Consider the following 17,800-nt stretch of genomic DNA (forward strand, 5'->3'; position numbering starts at 1 on the left):
TGTCGGATAAATGACAAATTTTGGACTGTTTGGCATGCAACTTCGTTATCATGTTCGATGTTCGCCAAAAAATAACAATCTGTCCGGCTGGGAGTAGAGATGAAATTCCGCTTTTGGGGAGTGCGCGGTTCGATACCGTCCCCGGGTCCGCGTACCGCGCGCTACGGCGGGAATACCACCTGCATCGAAGTGCGCACGGACGACGGCACCCTGCTCATCCTCGACGGCGGCACCGGCCTGTTCCCGCTGGCCCAGCACCTGCTGGCCCAGCCGCAGCGCCCACCCGTCAGCGCCAACATCTTCATCACCCACAGCCACTGGGACCACATCCACGGCCTGCCCTTCTTCACCCCGCTGTTCATCAAGGGCAGCCGGGTGCGCCTGCACGGCGCCTACGACCCGGTGACGAAACAGGGCATCGAGCACGTGATGGGCGTGCAGCTCCAGAACAGCTATTTTCCGGTGAGCGAAACCCAGATGGACGCCACCATCGAATACCGCACGCTGGACATCGGCGTGCCGATCGAGGTCGGCGACGCGGTCGTCGGCAACGTGGTCATGAACCATCCGGTGACCAACCTGGGCTACCGCATCGCCTGCAACGGCCGGGCGCTGTTCTTCACGGGCGACCACGAACCCTGGCATAACCCCTATCCGCCGGGCGATCCGGCCTTCGACGCCTATGAGGCGCACCTGAACGAGCGCGAGCGCGCGATCGACGCCGCGATGCGCGGGGTCGATGCGCTGATCGTCGACTGCTCGTACACGCGCGAGGAATATCCGGCCAGGGCCGGCTGGGGCCACGGCACCTTCGACGCCGCCATCCACATGGCGCTGCGCGTCGGCGCGCGCGCCCTCTACTGCACCCACCACGAGCCGACCCGCGGCGACGACGACCTCGAAGCCGTGTTCGCCGGCGTGATGGCGCGCCACCGCGACCGCCTGGGCAGCCTGCAGGTGCAGCTGGCCTACGAAGGGCTGGAAGTGATGCTGTGAACGGGTCCACGCCAACCCAGGGCGGCCAGCAGCTGGCGCGCGAAGAAGCCTATGTCCCGACCGGGACCATCATCCCGCGCAAGAAGAGCCAGGGCGTGGGAACCACCAACGTCGGCACCGTCAACAAGGACGATCTCGAGAACCAGCGCAACATGGACTCGGGACAGCCCACCCCGACGGGCACCTGGAAGCCCCCGCCGGCACCCGCTCCCGCACGGCAAAAAGGCCGGCAACGCGTCGCGCGTCGCCGGCCTTTCCTTTACAGCGTCGATACCGCTCAGTCGCCCGAGCCGCCTTCCACGAAGACCGCCGTGGTGCGCGCCGGGATCGTGAAGCTGCCGCTCGCGTCCTGGTAGTTTGACGCCGTCACTACCGGATCGTCCGACTTGCGCTGCAGTTTGTGCAGCTTGAGCTTGAGACCCTTGAGCGCCGGGATGGAGATGGTTTTTGCTTCCTTGTCCACGTTGAACAGCACCACCACGCTGCGGTACTGCGCGTCGGGGTAGCGATAAGGCGAATCGCCGTCGATGCGCATCACCACCAGGCCCGCCTGCTGGTCCGGACCGGTGTTGTGGAAGACCAAGCGCTCGCTCACGTCCTTCGCCGTGCGCAGGCGGAACAGGCTGCTGTCCTTGCGGATCGCCAGCAGCTCTTCGACCGCCGCCTTGGCCGACAGGATCGCTTTCGTGTCCGGTTTGATCAAGGGATTGGTCAGCACCGGCGCCATGCGGCCCCAGTTGTCGCCGTTCGGGCCAGCCATCGGCAAGCCGACGCCGAAGTTGTTCGACGTGTAGCTGTAGTCCAGGCGATTGAACCAGTCGCCCGCGTTATAGCTGTCGCGGTCGAGCGACTTGGAGCGCAGGATCTCCTGCCCCGCGTGGATGAAGGGCACGCCCTGCGACAGCAGCACGATGGCCGCGCCCAGGTTCTGCACCCGCACACGATCGGCCAGGCTGGTCGACTGTGGCAGGCGGAAGGCGTTGATGTCGAACAGGGTCTGGTTGTCGTGCGCCTCGATGTAGTTGATGGTTTCAGCCGGGCTGGCGGAAAAGCCGGCGTTCTGGCCGAAGTAATCGATCTGGGCGTTCGAGCGAAGCGAACCGAAACGGTCCGTGAAGCGGTAGTCGCGCAAGGTGCCCGACAGGCCCACGCGCACCAGGTCGGCCAGGCGCAGCGCATCGTCGCGCGACTGGTTGCTCAAGGCGTTCGGGTCGTACCAGACGCCGTTGATGAAGCCCTGCTGGCTGACCAGGTTGTCGCCGCCGTCGCAGCAGCCGCCTCCGCGCACCGCGTCGCGCAGCCGGTCGTTGAACGAGCCGATCCCGCTGCCGAACATGTTGGCCTGGCGCGCCTGCACGAAGCGCTGGTCGTTGCCCACCGCGCCGAAGTTCCAGGCTTCGCCGTAGAGGTAGATCTCGCGGCCCGCGGCGCGGTTCACGCTGGTTTTCAGGCGCTTCATCAGGTCCAGCGGCGCAAAGCCCATGATATCGAAGCGGAAGCTGTCGACCTTGTACTCGGATGCCCACAGCGACACCGAATCGATCATGAGTTTCCCCATCATCGCGTGTTCGGCGGCGGTGTCTGCGCAGCAGCTGTCGTTCAGGTTGGCGCCGTTGGCGTTCAGGCGGTAGTAGTAGGCCGGGACGATCTTGTCGAGCACCGACAGCGGGCCTTGCTGGGACGAGCTGGTGTGGTTGTAGACCACGTCCATCGTCACCCGCAGCCCAGCGTCGTGCAGCCCCTGCACCATCGCGCGGAACTCGCGGATGCGCGCCGCGCCGTCGTTGGCGTTGGACGCATAGCTGCCTTCCGGCGCGTTGTAGTGCACCGGGTCGTAGCCCCAGTTGAAGCAGTCGCTGTCGCGGCTTGCGTCCACCGCCGCCTGCTGCGCATCGGAATCCGGCGCCGCATCCGGAATGACCGGGGCGCTGCAGCCGGCTTCGTTGACGCTGGCGAAGTCGAAGGCCGGCAGCAGGTGCACGTGGGTCAGGCCCGCCGTTTCCAGCGACTTCAGGTGGCGCATGCCACGCGAATTGCGCTCGGTGAAGGCCAGGTATTTGCCGCGGTTGGCGGGCGCCACGGAGTCGTCGCCGGCGCTGAAATCGCGCACGTGCAGCTCGTACAGCGAGATGTCGGACGGGTGCTCGAGCTTGGGGATCTGGTGGCTGTCCCAGCCGCGTGGCTTGAGCGCCGGGCTGTCGAGGTTCGCGACAAACGAACGCCCGCTGTTCGCGTTCAGGCTCAGCGAATACGGATCGGTGACGGTGTTCGTCACCAGGGTGTTGTTGGCCCAGCGCGACAGCACCTTCACGGTATAGGTGTAATAGGCGCGGTTGGCCAAGGCGGCATCCGGCGCCGTATAGCTCCAGATACCGCTGGCGGCGTCCAGGCGCATCGGCACCTGGGTGCTGGATGCCGCGTTCGCATCCGGATAGATGTCCAGCGCCACCGATTTCGCGGTCGGCGCCCACAGGCGGAACGTCGGTACGCCCTGGGCGCTGAAGCTCACGCCCAATCTGGCGGTCGCGGCGCGCTCGGCGAACACCTCGTCGAGCATGCCGGCGTTCTGCAGCGACGTGACCTGCACCAGCTGGCCGGCGGCATCGAACTGGGCCACGGCGAACTGCGCGCTGGCCAGGCCTGGGAGCCTGGCGGCATCGGCGCCGGACAGCGCCAGGCCGGTGGCGCCGGCCAGGTGACGGAATTTTTCGCGCAGCGCCTCGGGCAAGCTGCTTGGTGTGAGCGCCATGCTGCCGTCGGCGCCGGTCACGCCGGACAGGCTGGAACCCAGTCCGCCGTTCGCGGCATAGTACAGCTTGTAGCTGCCGGCAGCCGGCACGCCGGGCCAGGCGATGGTTTTCGCGGCCAGCCAGTGGGCGCTGGCATTGGCCAGGTTGCCGAAGCTGATGGCGGGCGGCGCGGTGTAGACGGTGCAGTCGCCCTCGAGCAGCCAGATCTCGTGGCCGCGGGTAGCGACGTCCGGGTTGAGCGGCGCGCCCTGGTCGGCGCCGCAGTTCTTGTTGCCGCTGCCGTCGGTGACGAGGAACCACAGTGCGGTCCGGCCAGATGCCAGCGCGATGTCGACATAGCCGCCGAAGGCATCTACCTGGGTGAACATGAAGCGGTCGGTGATCCAGGCCGAGCTGGGATTTGCCGGGCCGTCCCACGAATACACGCCCCACTGGCTGGTGTCGTTCTGCACGCGGCGGAAGTGCACCCGGATGGTGCCGGCCGCGACCGGTGCGGCGGCGCTGGCCGCCGCCGTCTGGGCAGCGGCGCTGGAGGCCGGCAGGGCAAAGCCCGCCACCAGCAGCATCGTTCCGCAAGCCGCCACGGTGAGGCGCAGCCGTGAAGTCAAACTACGTCTGTTGCGCATGTTGTCCCCTTTGTCTTTATTTTCATTGGCATGCTCGCCTCGCGAAGGACCGCCGGCGGCAATGGTGGCGAGCGCCACCATGTAATATTACTACCACCACCCGTCAATATGCGCGTGCACGTACACAAACAGCAGGGACATGCTGACTGTGCCTAAATTACAACAATGTCAGGATCTGGGCGAGATCGCCGGCTGGAATTCGCGGCCGCCCTGCGGCTGGCGCTCGCCAGGTGCGACCGGACGGGAGAAGAAATAGCCCTGGCCCTCGTCGCAGCCGAGCGCCTTGAGAAGCTGCATCTGCCGGCGGTTCTCGACGCCCTCGGCCACCACCCGCATGCCCAGCGCATGCGCCATCGCGATCATCGAGGCGATCAGGGTGTCGCCCTCGGGCTGCTCGATGCGCAGCACGAAGGCGCGGTCGATCTTGAGCACGTCGAAGCGCAGCTTCTGCAGCTGGGACAGCGACGAGTAGCCGGTGCCGAAATCGTCGATGCACAGCTTGATCCCCAGGCCGCGCAGCTGGCGGAACACGTCGGATTCGCCGATCCCCTCCTGCATCATGGACGACTCGGTGACCTCGATTTCGAGCAGCGAAGGGTCGATCCCATGGCGCGCGCTGGCGCTGCGGAACAGCGCCGGCACGTCGCACTGGCTGAACTGGCGCGGCGAGATGTTCACCGATACCGGCACCAGGTCGGCGCCGTCCTTTGCCCACAGGGCCAGCTGGCGGCAGACGCTGTCGACCACCTGCTCGCCCAGCCGCACGATCAGGCCGGTCTCTTCGGCCAGGGCGATGAAGCTGTCCGGCCCGATGAGCCCCTTGTCGGGATGATCCCAGCGCACCAGTGCCTCCATGCTCGAGGCGGTACCGGCGGCGAGGTCGACGCGCGGCTGGTAATGCACCACGAACTGGTGGTGGTCGAGCGCGCGCCGCAGTTCCAGCTCGGTTTCCAAGCGGGTGCGGATCGCTTCGAAAAAGCGCGACTGGAAGAAGCGGAAGCTGCCCTTGCCTTCGGTCTTGACCGAGTACATCGCGATGTCCGCATTCTTGAGCAGGGTCTGGGCGTCGTCGCCATGTTCGGGAAACAGGCTGATCCCGATCGAAGCGCCCAGCACGTGGGTGGAGTGCTGCAAATGAAAGCCGTTGTGGAAGGACTCGAGCACGCGCCCGGCGACGTGCTCGACGTCGGCGGCGCTGTCGGCGCGCTCGAGCACCACCACGAATTCGTCGCCGCCCAGGCGCACCACGTGGTCACGCGGGCGCACCGCCAGCTTCAGGCGCTTGCCGACGGTGCGCAGCAGTTCGTCGCCGGCCGCATGCCCGAGCGCGTCGTTGACGGTCTTGAAGCCATCGAGGTCGATGAACAGCACCGCCAGGCCGTGGCTGCCCGAGCGCGCGGCCTCGATCGCCTGCGGCAGGTAGTGCTGGATCCAGTGGCGGTTCGGCAGGCCGGTCAGCGCATCGGAATTGCTGCGCTGTTCGAGCTCGCTCAGGTGGGCTTTCGCTTCGCTGATGTCGCGGATCGTCACCGCCAGGTTGTCGCCCGCGCGCACCGCCTTGTAGCGGATCCATTTCGGCTTGAGCCGCTGGTTCGCCGCCGTCACCTGCAGCTCGCTGTCGTGCAGGCCGGTGTCGAGCGCTTCTACCAGCCGGGCGCAGGCGGCCTCGAACAGCTTGCCCTGGTAAAACTCGGACAGGCGGTGTCCGATCAGCCGGCCGGGCTCGATGCCGAACATGTCGGCCCCGTACTGGTTGCAGTCGACCACCTCGAAATCGCGCACCTTCCCGTGCGCGTCGCGCAGCGGACGGTTGATGAAGAAGCCCTCCCCCGCCTCTTCGGTGGCGAGGCGATAGGTGGAGCGGATGGTCTCGATCTGGTGCTGCTTCCACTTGGCGTGCAGGTAGAAGGTGGTGGCAGCCAGCGCCGCCAGCGCCAGCCAGGCGGTGTTCCACCAGGCGTTGTCGAGCGCCGACTGGCGGTGGGCGCGGAAAGGCGCCATGGCCGAATATTCGTCCACCCCCACCACGCCGACCAGGGCGTGTTCGGGCATGCGCTGCCAGCCGAGCACGCGGGTGCGGCCGTCGGCGAACCAGCGGCTGCCCTCGAAGCGCGCCACGCCCTCGGGAGGATCAGTCGGCAGCGGCGCGCGCAGGAAAGGCGTTTGGCCCGAATGCACCAGGTTGCCGGTGCGGGTGGCGCGCACCACCCCGTCCTCGCCGATGAAGCCGACCATGCCGTAGTCGCGCAGGATAGGCTCGGCGTAATGCTGGGTGAAGAAGGATGGATACACCGACACCAGCACGATGCCGTCGAAGCTGCCGTCGGGCGTCAGCAAGCGGCGCGAGAAGGCGATGATCTCGCGTTTCGACAGTTGACCGTGGAGCGGCGCGCTGATGTAGAGCTGGTCGGCGCTGGCGCGCTGCTGCACGGTGAAATAGGCCTTGCCGCTGAAATCCTGGCGGGGCGCGTCGGCATGCGAACTGCTCAGGACGATGCCATTGCGGTCGATCAGGGCCACCGCCGAAATGAATTGCTGCGAAAAAATACCGGCCTCGATGGTGCCGGTAAGGTCGAGGCGCTGGCCGGAACTGGCCCAGTTGTGGCGCAACAGCAGCAACAGGCGGTCGGCGTCGCCGATGGAACGGCGGGTGCGGATTATCAGGCTGCGGGTATAGGAATCGACCTGCTGTTCGAGCTCGGCCTCGCGGTCATGCCGTTCGTGCTTGAGGTCGAACAGCACCACGCTCCACAGCACGGCCGCGGCGCCCAGGGCGATCGCCGGCCACAGCAGCAATAGCGCCACGTGCCGGCGCAGGAAGGCCAGGAAGGGTCGCAGGGGGGCGATCACCCCGAGGCCGATTGGGGTGGCGCGGGAGTTCGCCTTGTCGACATGCTGCTGGTTCATTCACGCTCCGGCACGGGATGGGCAGCCACGGGCAAAGTATGCCACGAGCTTGCCGCCGGGCCGCGCCGCGTCGTACGGAGCGCGCAAAACAAGAAACCGTCGCCGCGATCGGCCGGATCGAACCGGCGGCCGTGCCGCCGGGCACCGACGGCCCGGACCGGCCCCGGAGTTGCGCCCGCTCAGCCCTGGCGAACGCAGTTGCGGCCCGCGGCCTTGGCGGCGTACAAGGCCTGGTCGGCGCTGGCGATGAGGTGTTCCGCCTTGTGCTCGGGAGCCGGCACGAGCGAGGCGACGCCGATCGAGATCGTCACCACGCCGGCCTCGGTGCAGGGATGCTCCAGCGCCAGGTCTGCCAGGCGGGCGCGGCAGGCTTCGGCCAGCTTCAACGCACCGTCCAGGTCGGTTTCGGGCAGGACGATGGCAAATTCCTCGCCGCCGTAGCGCGCCGCCAGGTCGGCCGGACGCTTGAGCTGCTCGGTCAGCACGGCAGCCACTTTCTTCAGGCACAGGTCGCCCGCCGGATGGCCGAACTCGTCGTTGTACAGCTTGAAATGGTCGACGTCGCACAACAGCATCGACAGCGGCTTCCTGGTGCGCTGCCCACGCTGCCATTCACGCTGCACGGTGTCGTCGAACGCCCGGCGGTTGCCGATGCCGGTCAGGCAGTCCAGGGCCGCCAGCTTTTGCAGCTGGACGTTGGCATCGGCAAGTTTCTGCTGGCTCTCGCGCAGGAAACGGAAGGCCTCGTCGCGTTCGAGCCGGCTGATATAGGCGGCCGAGTGGTAGCGAATCCGCGCCAGCAGCTCCAGCGCATCGGGCAGCTTGACCAGGTAGTCGTTGGCGCCGACGGCGAAGCTGTGGGCCTTGAGTTTCGGGTCTTCCTTGGCCGACAGGACGATCACCGGCACCGAACGCAGGGCCAGGTCGTTGCGGTACTGGCGGATCACGTCGAACCCGTCCGTCCCCGGCATCACCAGGTCCTGCAGGATCACGGTCGGCCGCAGCACGGCCGCGGCCGCATGGGCCCTGGCGGCATCGGTCACGAAGTGGAATTCGATATCGGCCTGGGCGACGAGCATGCGGCGGATCGCTTCGACGATGATGAGCTGGTCGTCCACCAGCAGGACCCGGACGCGATGGCGGGACGGGTCTTGCTGGTCGACCTCCATGGAAACGGTTTCAGACATGGTGAACCTGGTAATGAAAAGTGAGGGTCAGTGCTTATTGGACCCCAAAGTCAGGCACGGATTCTATCGCGGATCGCGGCGTTGATGTTTCCAAGTGGCAAAATTTCCGCCGCGGCGGCGATTTCCGCGGCGGCGCGTGGCATGCCGTACACGGCGCTGCTGGCCTGGTCCTGGGCGATGGTCGCATGCCCGGCCCGGCGCATCGCCAGCAAGCCTTCGGCGCCGTCGCGCCCCATCCCGGTCAGCAGCACGCCGGTCGCCGTTCCCGCCCAGTGCGACGCAACGCAGCCGAACAGCACGTCCACCGACGGCCGGTAGGGATAATCGCGGGGCTCGGGCCGGTAATGGAAGCGCTGGCCGTTACTCAGCGCCAGGTGGTCGTTGCTCTGCGCGACCTGGACCACCCCGCCCTGCAAGGCGTCGTTTTCGGCGACCACCCGCACCGGCATGGCGAGCTGTTCACCGAGCCAGCGCGCGAAATGCCCGGCGAAGCTGGCGTCGATGTGCTGCACCACCACGACCGCCGTGTCGGGCGGCGCCTGCCACCCGGCCAGGACGGCGGCAATGGCAGCCGGGCCGCCGGTGGAAGCGCCGATGGCCAGCAGGTGCCGCACCCGCCCCGCGGGCGGGGACGGGTGGCCGGGCCCGGCGCCGGCTGCGGCGGGGGTTGTCCGGTCGAAGCGGATCAGCTTGCCGATGGTCTTGATCTTGGCCAGCAGTTCCGCCGCGCCCTGTCCGTCCCCGGCGAGCACCGGCGTGGCGGTCACGTCGAGCGCTCCCGCGCCCAGCGCGCGGAACACCTGGCCGACGTTGTCCTGCGGATGGCCGGTGACCACCAGGACGGCGCACGGCGACGCGAGCATGATGCGCCGGGTGGCCTCGACCCCGTCCAGGCCGGGCATGTTCAGGTCCATCAGGACCAGGTCCGGGCGGTCCTCGGCGCACAGGCGTACCGCGTCCAGGCCGGTGCGCGCGATCCACGCCACCTGGTGCCCGGTCCCGGCCGTGACGACGCGGCGCAAGGCTTCCGCTGCCAGGACGACGTCGTTGGCGATGCCGATCCTCATGGCGCGGCCGGCCCGATCAGGTCGAACACGGCGTCGAGCAGGGTCGCGTCATGGAAGCTGCCCTTGGCCAGGTAATAGTCGGCCCCCGCCTCCATCCCGCGCGCGCGGTCTTCCGGGCGGTCCTTGTAGGAGACGATCATGACCGGCAGCGTGCGCAGGCGCGCATCCTGGCGCACCAGGCCGACCAGCTCGATGCCGTCCATGCGCGGCATGTCGATGTCGGTCACCAGGAGGTCGTAGTCGCCGGCGCGCGCCATGTTCCAGCCGTCCACGCCGTCGACCGCGGTATCGACCCGGTAGCCGCGCGCGGCCAGCAGCTGGCGCTCCATTTCGCGCACCGTCAGCGAATCGTCGACCACCAGCACGCGGCGCGCCGCGCGCACCACGCCTTCGCCCTGGCGCGGCAGCTGCTGCAGGTCGCCGGCATGCAGCAGCCTGTCGATCGATACCAGCAGGTCGGCCACGTCCAGCACCAGCACCGGCGCGCCGTCGTCGAGCAGCGCGCCGGCCGCCACGTTGCGCAGCTTGCCGAACACCGGATCGAGCGCCTGCACGGTGAGGCTTTGCTCACCGGCGATGGCGTCGACCACCAGCGCGTAGCGCGCCGCGCCCTCGCCCAGCACCACCACCGCCAGCTCCGCCGCCGGCGCCGGCTGGCCCAGCTCCAGCACCTGGGCCGCGGCCACCAGCCCGTAATGCACCCCTCCGAGCTCGAAGAACTGCTTGTTTTCCAGCGTGTGCACGGCGTCCTGCGCCACCCGCAGCACCTGCTGCACCTTGGCGATCGCGATGGCATAGGCTTCGCCCGCCACCATCACCACCAGCGCGCGCACGATCGATTGCGTCAGCGGCAGCGTGATCGACGTGCGCAAGCCCTGGCCCGGCCTGCTGTCGACGCGCACGCTGCCGTTGTGCTCGCGCACCACCTGCTGCACCACGTCCAGGCCCACGCCGCGGCCGGAAATATCGGTCACGTCCGCTTTCAGGCTGAAACCGGGCAGGAACAGGAATTCCATCAGCTCGGCCGGCGACAGCGCCGCCGCCATTGCCGCGTTGCCCAGTCCGCGCTCGACCACCGCGCCGCGCACCCGCTCGGGATCGATGCCGCGGCCGTCGTCGCTGATGTCGATCACCAGCATGCCGCCGCGGTGGCGCGCCGCCAGCCGGATCGTGCCCTGCGCCGGCTTGCCCGCCGCACTGCGTTCCTCCGGGCTTTCCATGCCGTGGTCGAGCGCATTGCGCAGCAGATGGTTGAGCGGGTTCTCGATGCGCGCCAGGATCGCCCGGTCGACCGGTATCGTGCTGCCTTCGATGACCAGCTGCACCTGCTTGCCGAGCTTGCGCGCCAGGTCGCGCACCATGCGCGGGAAGGCATGCACGCCTTCGCTGAACGGGGCCATGCGCAGGGCCAGCACCTGGTCCACCAGCCGGGTGGCGACCTGCGTCGCGCGCCGCTCATGGGTTTCGGCTTCGGCCATGTGCTGCTGCAGCAGCAGCTTGAGCGGTTCCGCGCGCCCCAGCACCAGCGCCGACTGCTCGGCCAGCACAGGGTCGTCGCGGGCGACGACGGCTTCGTGCAGCTGCGCCAGCGCGGCCAGCATGGCCGCCTGCTGGCGCTTGAAGCGCTGCAGCGAGGCGTTGAAGCCGGCGAGCTTGTGGGCATTGACGCGCGTCTGGCTTGCCTGCGCCAGCAATGCGTCGGCAGCGGCGCCGGCGGCGCGGGCCGCACTCGCGGGCGCGGACGCCGGCGGCCCCGGATCGGGTGCGGCGGCAAGCGATGGCGCAGCGGCAGGCGCTTGCGCGAAGCCGTCGGCGTGACCGTGCGCGGCCTTGCCCGCGGCGACGGCCGGTGCGCCCAGGGCGCGCATGGCCGTCACGGCCGCATCGATGGCGGTCCGGTGCTCGCGCATCCAGTCCTCCAGGCCTGCCTCGGTCACAGCCGCCACCTGCGCGACCAGGTCCACGCCGCCCAGCAGCACGTCGATGCCGGCCGGCTCCAGCACCAGCGTTCCGGCTTGGGCCGCGGTGAACGCATCTTCCATCGCATGCGCGAGCTCGACCACCACCTGCAGCCCGACGATGGCGGCCGCCCCCTTGATCGAGTGGGCCGCGCGCATCAGGCCATCGAGCACCTCGGCGCCGGCGCCGCCGCTTTCCAGACGCAGCAAGCCTTCGGTCAGGTGGCGCACCTGGCCATCGGCTTCCATCCGGAACAGGTCGAGCAGCGAAAACTGGCTCAGGTCGTCGGGTTCGTGGCTCATTGCAGCCATCCCGCGCAATGTCCGGCCAGCAGGACCGGATCGAGCACGCCCACCAGCAGCCCGTCGTGCGACAGCACGCCCGCCAGCTGCCGTCCCAGGCCCTTGTCGATGGTGGCGGCCGGCGCCGCCAGGTGGGCGCTGGTGTAGCGCACCATGCCTTTGATTTCGGCGACCGGCAACGCACACGGCTGGCCGGCGCAGTCGAGCACCAGGAGCCGGGCGAACACATGGCGGCCGCTGACGGCGGCGCCCCTGGACTCGTCGATGCCGAGCAGGCTTGCCGGCGACAGCGCCGGCACCAGGCGGCCACCCACGTTCACCACGCCCAGCAGCGCGCCGCCGCTGCGGTGCGGCACCCGGTGCACCGGGGCCACGGGAGCGACCGATTCCACCATCGCGGCGGCCACCGCGAGCCACTCCGCGCCCACCCGGAACACCAGCGCCGAGGCATCCGGCGCCTCGACCGCCGCGGGCGGCTGGCGCAGGCGCTCCGCCCAGTGGGCGCGGTAGGCGCCATCGACCGGGCGTTCGAGGATGCGGCGCGCCGCGCCTTCATACACGGGGCAATGCCGGCAATGCACGTGCTCGGCCAGGCGCGCGCAACTCAGGTCGCCCGCCACCCCGACTTCAGCCCAGCAGCCGGTGGCCGCCTGTTCGCCTGGCCCGCTCATCCGGTCCTCCGCCCGGCCTGGCGGCGTCCGTAGACACGCGCGGCGCGCTCCTGGTAGGCATCGGCGCCGCCCGTGTCGCCCCCGCGCCGGGCCAGCAGGCTGAGGTGGCACAGCGCCTCGTAGTGGTCCGGCTGCAGGTAGACGCAGCGGCGCCAGTAATCGGCGGCCGGCTGCAGCTGCCCGGCGCACTCGCTGACCAGGCCGAGCAGGAAATAGGCGTCGGCCGAGGCCGGGTTGGCCGCCAGCCAGTCGTGGCAGAGCCGCGCCGCCGCCGCATGGTCACCGGCATCGGCCAAGTGGCGCGCCTGCGCCAGTGCCCCTGGCGCCGCCGCCGCGGGCATTACCGGCCGGGCGCGCGCCGGCGCACCGGGGATGGACGCCAGGGCGGGCACTGGCCGCACCGCCAGGGCGCGCCGCAGGGCCGGAAGCGGCAGCGCCGGCAGCGCCGCGGTTTTCTCGAGCGCGAACGCCCCGGGCAGGCGCAGCGCCGCGAAGCCATGGCGGCACAAGGCCGGCACCTCGGCGTAGCCGGCGAACAGCAGGCCGTCGTCCGCCAGCAGGCTGCGCAAGACCTGCGCCGCCGCATGCGCGGCCCGATCGTCGAAGTAGATCAGCAGGTTGCGGCAAAATACCAGGTCGTAGCCGCCGGCCAGCAGCGCCGTGTCGAGCGCGAACAGGTTGCCCTGCGTGAAGCCGACCCTGGCGCGGATGGCGTCGCACAGGCGGTAGCCGTCGTCCTCGGCCCTGAAGTAGCGCGCGCGGAAGGCCAGATCGGCGCCGCGGAAGGCATTGCGCGTGTAGTGCCCGGCCCTGGCGCGCCCGATCGCCGCGTGCGACAGGTCGACCGCGTCGATCCGCACCGATGCCGGCGCCACCCCCGCCATGTCGAGCGCCATCGCCATCGAATACGGCTCTTCGCCGGCGGCGCAGGGCAGCGACAGGATGCGCAGGGTGCGCGCCGGCTGCAGCGCCAGGGCGCGCTGGACGAAACCGGTCGCGGCGCGGAAGGCGCCGGCGTCGCGGAACAGCCATGACTCGGGGACCACCACCAGTTCGGTCAGCGCGTCGAGTTCGCCGGCGGGCAGCGCGTCCAGGTAGGCGCCGCTGTCGGCCACGCCCAGCCGGGCCATCCGTTCGCGCACCGCGCGTTCGGCGTCGGCCTCGCTGATGTTCAGGCCGGTGGCCTGGTGCAGCAGGCGGCGGGCGCTCATGCCTGCCCCTCGGGAAACAGCAAGGCGCGCACTTCGGGCGGCAGCAACTGGTCGACCTCGACCAGCTGCAGCATGGCGCCGCCGTCCAGCGCCACCTGGCCCAGGAAGGGCGCGCCGCGCACCCCGGCATCGGCAAGCACGCCAGGCGCCAGCTGCTGGACGCCCTGGACGCGCGCGGCGAGCAGGCCGAGGGCGCGCAGGCTGCCGTCACCAGGCGCATAGTCGGCGACCACGATGCGGGTATCGTAGTGCGGCGGCGACGGTCCGATGCCGGCCAGCCGGTCCAGGTCGATCACCGGTACCGGCGTGCCGTGCAGGTCGAGCAGGCCGGCCACACAGGGCGGCGCCAGCGGCAGCTCCCTGAGCGCCGCCGCCGGCAGCACCTGGCGGATGCCCGCCAGGTGCAAGCCGTAGCGCTGGGCGCCGATGTGAAAGACCAGCACTTTCATGGCCGTGTCAGCTGTTGACCGAGAAGGTGGCGACCGAGGACTGCAGGTCCCCGGCCGCGTACTGGAGCTGGCGCACCGCTTCGCTGGTCGCCTTCAGGGACTCGACCGTCTGCTGCGTCGCGTCGCTCAGCTGCAGCATGGTTTCCGAAATCTGGGAGGCGCCCACCGCCTGCGACTGCATCCCTTCGAGCACCAGGTCGAACTGCGGCGCGAGCTTTCGCACCTGGTCCATCACGGACGACAGCTGTTCGGCCACCTGGCGCACCTCGCCCACGCTGCGCCGGATCTCTTCCGAAAACTTGTCCATGCCCATGACGCTGGCCGACACGGCCGACTGCATTTCCTTGACCATCTGCTCGATGTCCCAGGTCGATACCGAGGTCTGGTCGGCCAGGCGGCGGATTTCGGTGGCCACCACCGAGAAGCCGCGGCCCGCGTCGCCCGCCTTCTCGGCCTCGATCGCGGCATTGAGCGACAGGATGTTGGTCTGGTCGGCCACCTTGGTGATCGTGACCAGCACGCTGTTGATGTTGCCGGCCTTTTCCGACAGCGCCGCCAGCTTGGCATTGATCGAGTCGGTCGCGCTGACCATGTGCTGCATGGTGGCGTCCATGCGCTTGAGGTTGCCCTGGGCTTCGGCGGTGGCGCTGGTGGTGAAATCGGCCACCGCCGTGGCCTGCTCCATGGTGCGCAGCAGCTGGGTGGTATTGGCCGAGATTTCCCTGGTCGTCGACAGGATCTCGACACTGGTCTGGGCCTGTTCGATGCCGGTTGCTTCCTGCTGTTTCGACGAGGCCGCGATCTCGGTGGCCGAGGTGGTGACCTGGATCCCGGCCTTCTGCACGTTGTTGAGGTGGCTGCGCAGGTTGTCGAACATGGTCGACAAGCCCTGGCCGAGCTGGCCGATGGCATCCGTCCCGTCGATGCTGATCCGGCCGCCCAGGTCGCCGGCGGCGGCCCGCGAGACCACGGCCAGCAGCGCATCGACCTTGTCGCGCAGGTCGGTATTGGCTGCCTGCTCCTTGGCCTGGCTGTCCTGGATCGCCTGCGCCATGCGGTTGAATTCGCGTGCCACCTTGCCCAGCTCGTCGTTCGAATCGATGCGCGCGCGGGCCGACTGCTCGCCGGCGGCAATGCGCCCCAGCGTGTGGTTCAGGCTGTTGAGCGGCGCCAGCAGGGCCCGGATCAGCAACCAGGCGATCAGCACCGCCAGCGCGATGGTGGCGGCGCTGCCGACCGTGAGGAGCAGCGACATGTTTTCCTGGAGCGCGGCGGAGCTCTGCGAGCGCAGGGTCATCAGGCGGGTTTCCTCGGCCGCGATATCGTTGATCTGCTTGCGGATCATCGCCACCGTGCGCGCGCCGGCGAGCACGGCGGCGTCGATGCCGGCCGTACCGGCGGTTTTGGCGCCGGCATCCTGGGCCCGGCGCAAGGCAATTTGCGGCAGCACCGCCTGGGCCAGCCAGTCGTCGAGCATCGGCGCGAGCTGCTTGAGACGGTCGTGCTGAAGCGGATTGTCCGCCACCAGCAAGGTAGCGGTGGCAAGGTGGCGCTTTGCCTCGGCAAACTCGGCATTCAGGGGCGCGATCAGCCCCTCATCGCCGGTCAGGAGGAAGCCGCGGATAGCGCTCTGGACCTGCAGCACGGAGGTGGCGATGTGATTGGACTGGACCAGCACCTCCAGCGCGTGGCGGTCCCATTTGTTGGCGTCGGCCAGCTTTTGCGAGTTGTTGTACGCCAGCGCCAGCAGGAACAGCATGATGGCGACGATGGCCCCCAGGCCAAGTATCAGTTTGTTCTTGATGCTCAAATCGTTAAACATGGGGACTCCGGGGCGATAGGAAGGCAACTGTAGCATTTCTCGGGCCGCACACGGGTAATAACAGTGCCCCAAATCAATATACGCGGCGGCAAGGACAGTGCGCGAAAAAAAGCCCGGCAATGCCGGGCTTCCTGGAGCGATCCTGGCGACGGGATGCGCTTACATGATCTTGGTGCCGACCCACCACGCCACCGCCGCCATGAAGGCCGATGCCGGAATGGTGACGACCCAGGCCATCACGATATTGCCCGCCACGCCCCAGCGCACGGCCGAGGCCTTCTGCGAGGCGCCCACGCCGACGATGGCGCCGGTGATGGTGTGGGTGGTCGACACCGGGATGCCGAAGAAACTCGCCATCAACAGCGTCATCGCGCCGCCGGTTTCGGCGCAGAAGCCGCCGACCGGCTTGAGCTTGGTGATCTTCTGGCCCATGGTCTTGACGATACGCCAGCCGCCGAACAGCGTGCCGAAGGCGATCGCCGCGTAGCAGGAGATGATCACCCAGATCGGCGGCAGGGCGTCGTTCGGGCTGGTCACGCCGGCTGCGATCAGGAGCATCCAGATGATGCCCATCGTCTTCTGCGCGTCGTTACCGCCGTGGCCGAGCGAGTACCCGGCCGCCGACACCAGTTGCAGGCGGCGGAACCAGACGTCGACCTTGCGCGGGGTGGACTTCACGAAGATCCACGACACCATCAGCATGATCGTCGAGCCCAGCACGAAGCCCAGCAGCGGCGCCACCACGATGAAAGCGACGGTCTTGATCAGGCCACCGGCGATCAGCGCCCCGGTGCCGGATTTGGCCACCGCGGCGCCCACCAGGCCGCCGATCAGCGCATGCGAGGACGAGGACGGGATGCCGTAATACCAGGTGATGACGTTCCACGTGATCGCCCCGACCAGGGCGCCGAAGATGACGTAGTGGTCGACGATGTGCGGGTCGATCGTGCCCTTGCCGATGGTCTGCGCCACCTTCATGCTCACCACGAAGATCGCGATGAAGTTGAAGAAGGCCGCCATCGCCACCGCGGTTTGCGGCTTCAGTACCCCGGTCGACACGACGGTGGCGATCGAGTTCGCCGAATCGTGGAAGCCGTTCATGAAGTCGAACACCAGTGCCAGCAGCACCAGCATGCCCAGCACCCAAATGCTGATGTTTAAAGTTTCCATGATTGTTCTTGTTCCGGGACCGCGTTACGCGTTCTCGACGATGATGCCTTCGATGATGTTGGCGACATCCTCGCAGCGGTCGGTGACGGTCTCCAGGATCTCGTAGATGGCCTTCATCTTGATCAGGTTGCGCACGTCCGGCTCGTCGCGGAACAGCTTCGACATGGCGGCGCGCATCACGTGGTCGGCGTCGGATTCGAAGCGGTCGATCTCTTCGCAGATGGCGACGATCTTCTGGGCGTTGCCCATGTCGTGCAGCAGGCCGACGGCTTCCTGCACCTTCAGGCAGCACGACAGGCACAGTTCGGCCAGGCGCTTGGCTTCCGGAGTCACCGCGTGCAGGTCGTACAGCGACACGGTCTGGGCGCCGTCTTCCATCATGTCGAGGATGTCGTCCATGCGGGTGATCAGCTTGTGGATGTCGTCGCGGTCGATCGGGGTGATGAAGGTCTTGTGCAGCAGGTCGACGCAGGCGTAGGTGATCTTGTCAGCCTGTTTTTCGATGCTTTCGACCGCGTGGGTGCGGATTTCCAGGTCGTCGAAGTTGGTCATCAGGCCAACCATCTCCTGCGCACCCTTCACGCACAATGCGGCGTGCTGGTTGAACAGGTCAAAAAACTTCCCCTCCTGGGGCATCAGGCGTCCAAACATGTAGTTCTCCGTTGTAAAACTCTAGGGTCTGC

At 68.2% G+C, this 17,800-nt stretch carries 13 protein-coding genes; 2 read left to right on the forward strand and 11 right to left on the reverse strand.

The features are described from left to right. The first annotated feature begins 99 nt into the window (after positions 1-99). Complete coding sequence (locus AC56LR_RS16425; RefSeq protein WP_497131892.1) at positions 100-996, forward strand: MBL fold metallo-hydrolase; 897 nt, start codon at positions 100-102, stop codon at positions 994-996. Next, complete coding sequence (locus tag AC56LR_RS16430) at positions 993-1,352, forward strand: hypothetical protein (protein WP_497131893.1); 360 nt, start codon at positions 993-995, stop codon at positions 1,350-1,352. The genes AC56LR_RS16425 and AC56LR_RS16430 overlap by 4 nt, the downstream gene beginning before the upstream one ends. On the opposite strand, the gene pulA is transcribed toward AC56LR_RS16430, so the two are convergent. From pulA to AC56LR_RS16485, 11 genes are all read right to left on the reverse strand, one after another. Further along, a complete protein-coding gene (gene pulA / locus AC56LR_RS16435) occupies positions 1,274-4,372 on the reverse strand; it encodes a pullulanase-type alpha-1,6-glucosidase (protein WP_497131894.1) in 3,099 nt (1,032 codons plus the stop codon). The two genes, AC56LR_RS16430 and pulA, sit on opposite strands and share 79 nt — an antisense overlap. A gap of 168 nt (positions 4,373-4,540) precedes the next feature. Further along, positions 4,541-7,279 (reverse strand): bifunctional diguanylate cyclase/phosphodiesterase, encoded by a 2,739-nt coding sequence (locus tag AC56LR_RS16440; RefSeq protein WP_497131895.1) that lies wholly within the window; start codon positions 7,277-7,279, stop codon positions 4,541-4,543. Between the two features lie 179 nt (positions 7,280-7,458). Next, the gene (locus tag AC56LR_RS16445) at positions 7,459-8,466 is read right to left on the reverse strand and encodes a diguanylate cyclase (protein WP_497131896.1); all 1,008 of its coding nucleotides are present in this window, start codon (positions 8,464-8,466) and stop codon (positions 7,459-7,461) included. A 50-nt stretch (positions 8,467-8,516) separates the two neighbouring features. After that, entirely contained in the window at positions 8,517-9,533 is a 1,017-nt protein-coding gene (gene cheB, locus AC56LR_RS16450; protein WP_497131897.1) for a chemotaxis-specific protein-glutamate methyltransferase CheB, read from the reverse strand. Next, positions 9,530-11,794, reverse strand: a complete 2,265-nt coding sequence (locus tag AC56LR_RS16455; RefSeq protein WP_497131898.1) for a hybrid sensor histidine kinase/response regulator — start codon at positions 11,792-11,794, stop codon at positions 9,530-9,532. The genes cheB and AC56LR_RS16455 overlap by 4 nt, the downstream gene beginning before the upstream one ends. Further along, entirely contained in the window at positions 11,791-12,465 is a 675-nt protein-coding gene (locus AC56LR_RS16460; RefSeq protein WP_497131899.1) for a chemotaxis protein CheW, read from the reverse strand. The genes AC56LR_RS16455 and AC56LR_RS16460 overlap by 4 nt, the downstream gene beginning before the upstream one ends. Next, a complete protein-coding gene (locus AC56LR_RS16465; protein WP_497131900.1) occupies positions 12,462-13,676 on the reverse strand; it encodes a CheR family methyltransferase in 1,215 nt (404 codons plus the stop codon). Before AC56LR_RS16465 ends, AC56LR_RS16460 begins: the two co-directional genes overlap by 4 nt. Further along, positions 13,673-14,125 carry a chemotaxis protein CheW gene (locus AC56LR_RS16470; RefSeq protein ID WP_497131901.1) on the reverse strand — a complete coding sequence of 151 codons (453 nt, stop codon included), beginning with the start codon at positions 14,123-14,125 and terminating at the stop codon, positions 13,673-13,675. The genes AC56LR_RS16465 and AC56LR_RS16470 overlap by 4 nt, the downstream gene beginning before the upstream one ends. Positions 14,126-14,132: 7 nt before the next feature. Beyond that, on the reverse strand, positions 14,133-15,947 hold the full coding sequence (locus AC56LR_RS16475) for a methyl-accepting chemotaxis protein (protein WP_497131902.1): 1,815 nt from the start codon (positions 15,945-15,947) through the stop codon (positions 14,133-14,135). Between the two features lie 159 nt (positions 15,948-16,106). Then, positions 16,107-17,117, reverse strand: coding sequence for an inorganic phosphate transporter (locus tag AC56LR_RS16480; RefSeq protein ID WP_497131903.1), 1,011 nt, complete (start codon positions 17,115-17,117; stop codon positions 16,107-16,109). Between the two features lie 24 nt (positions 17,118-17,141). Beyond that, positions 17,142-17,768: a DUF47 domain-containing protein gene (locus tag AC56LR_RS16485; RefSeq protein ID WP_497131904.1), complete on the reverse strand. Its 627-nt coding sequence runs from the start codon at positions 17,766-17,768 to the stop codon at positions 17,142-17,144. Positions 17,769-17,800: the final 32 nt, after the last annotated feature.

The organism is Telluria sp. ZT3P39 (assembly GCF_059685935.1).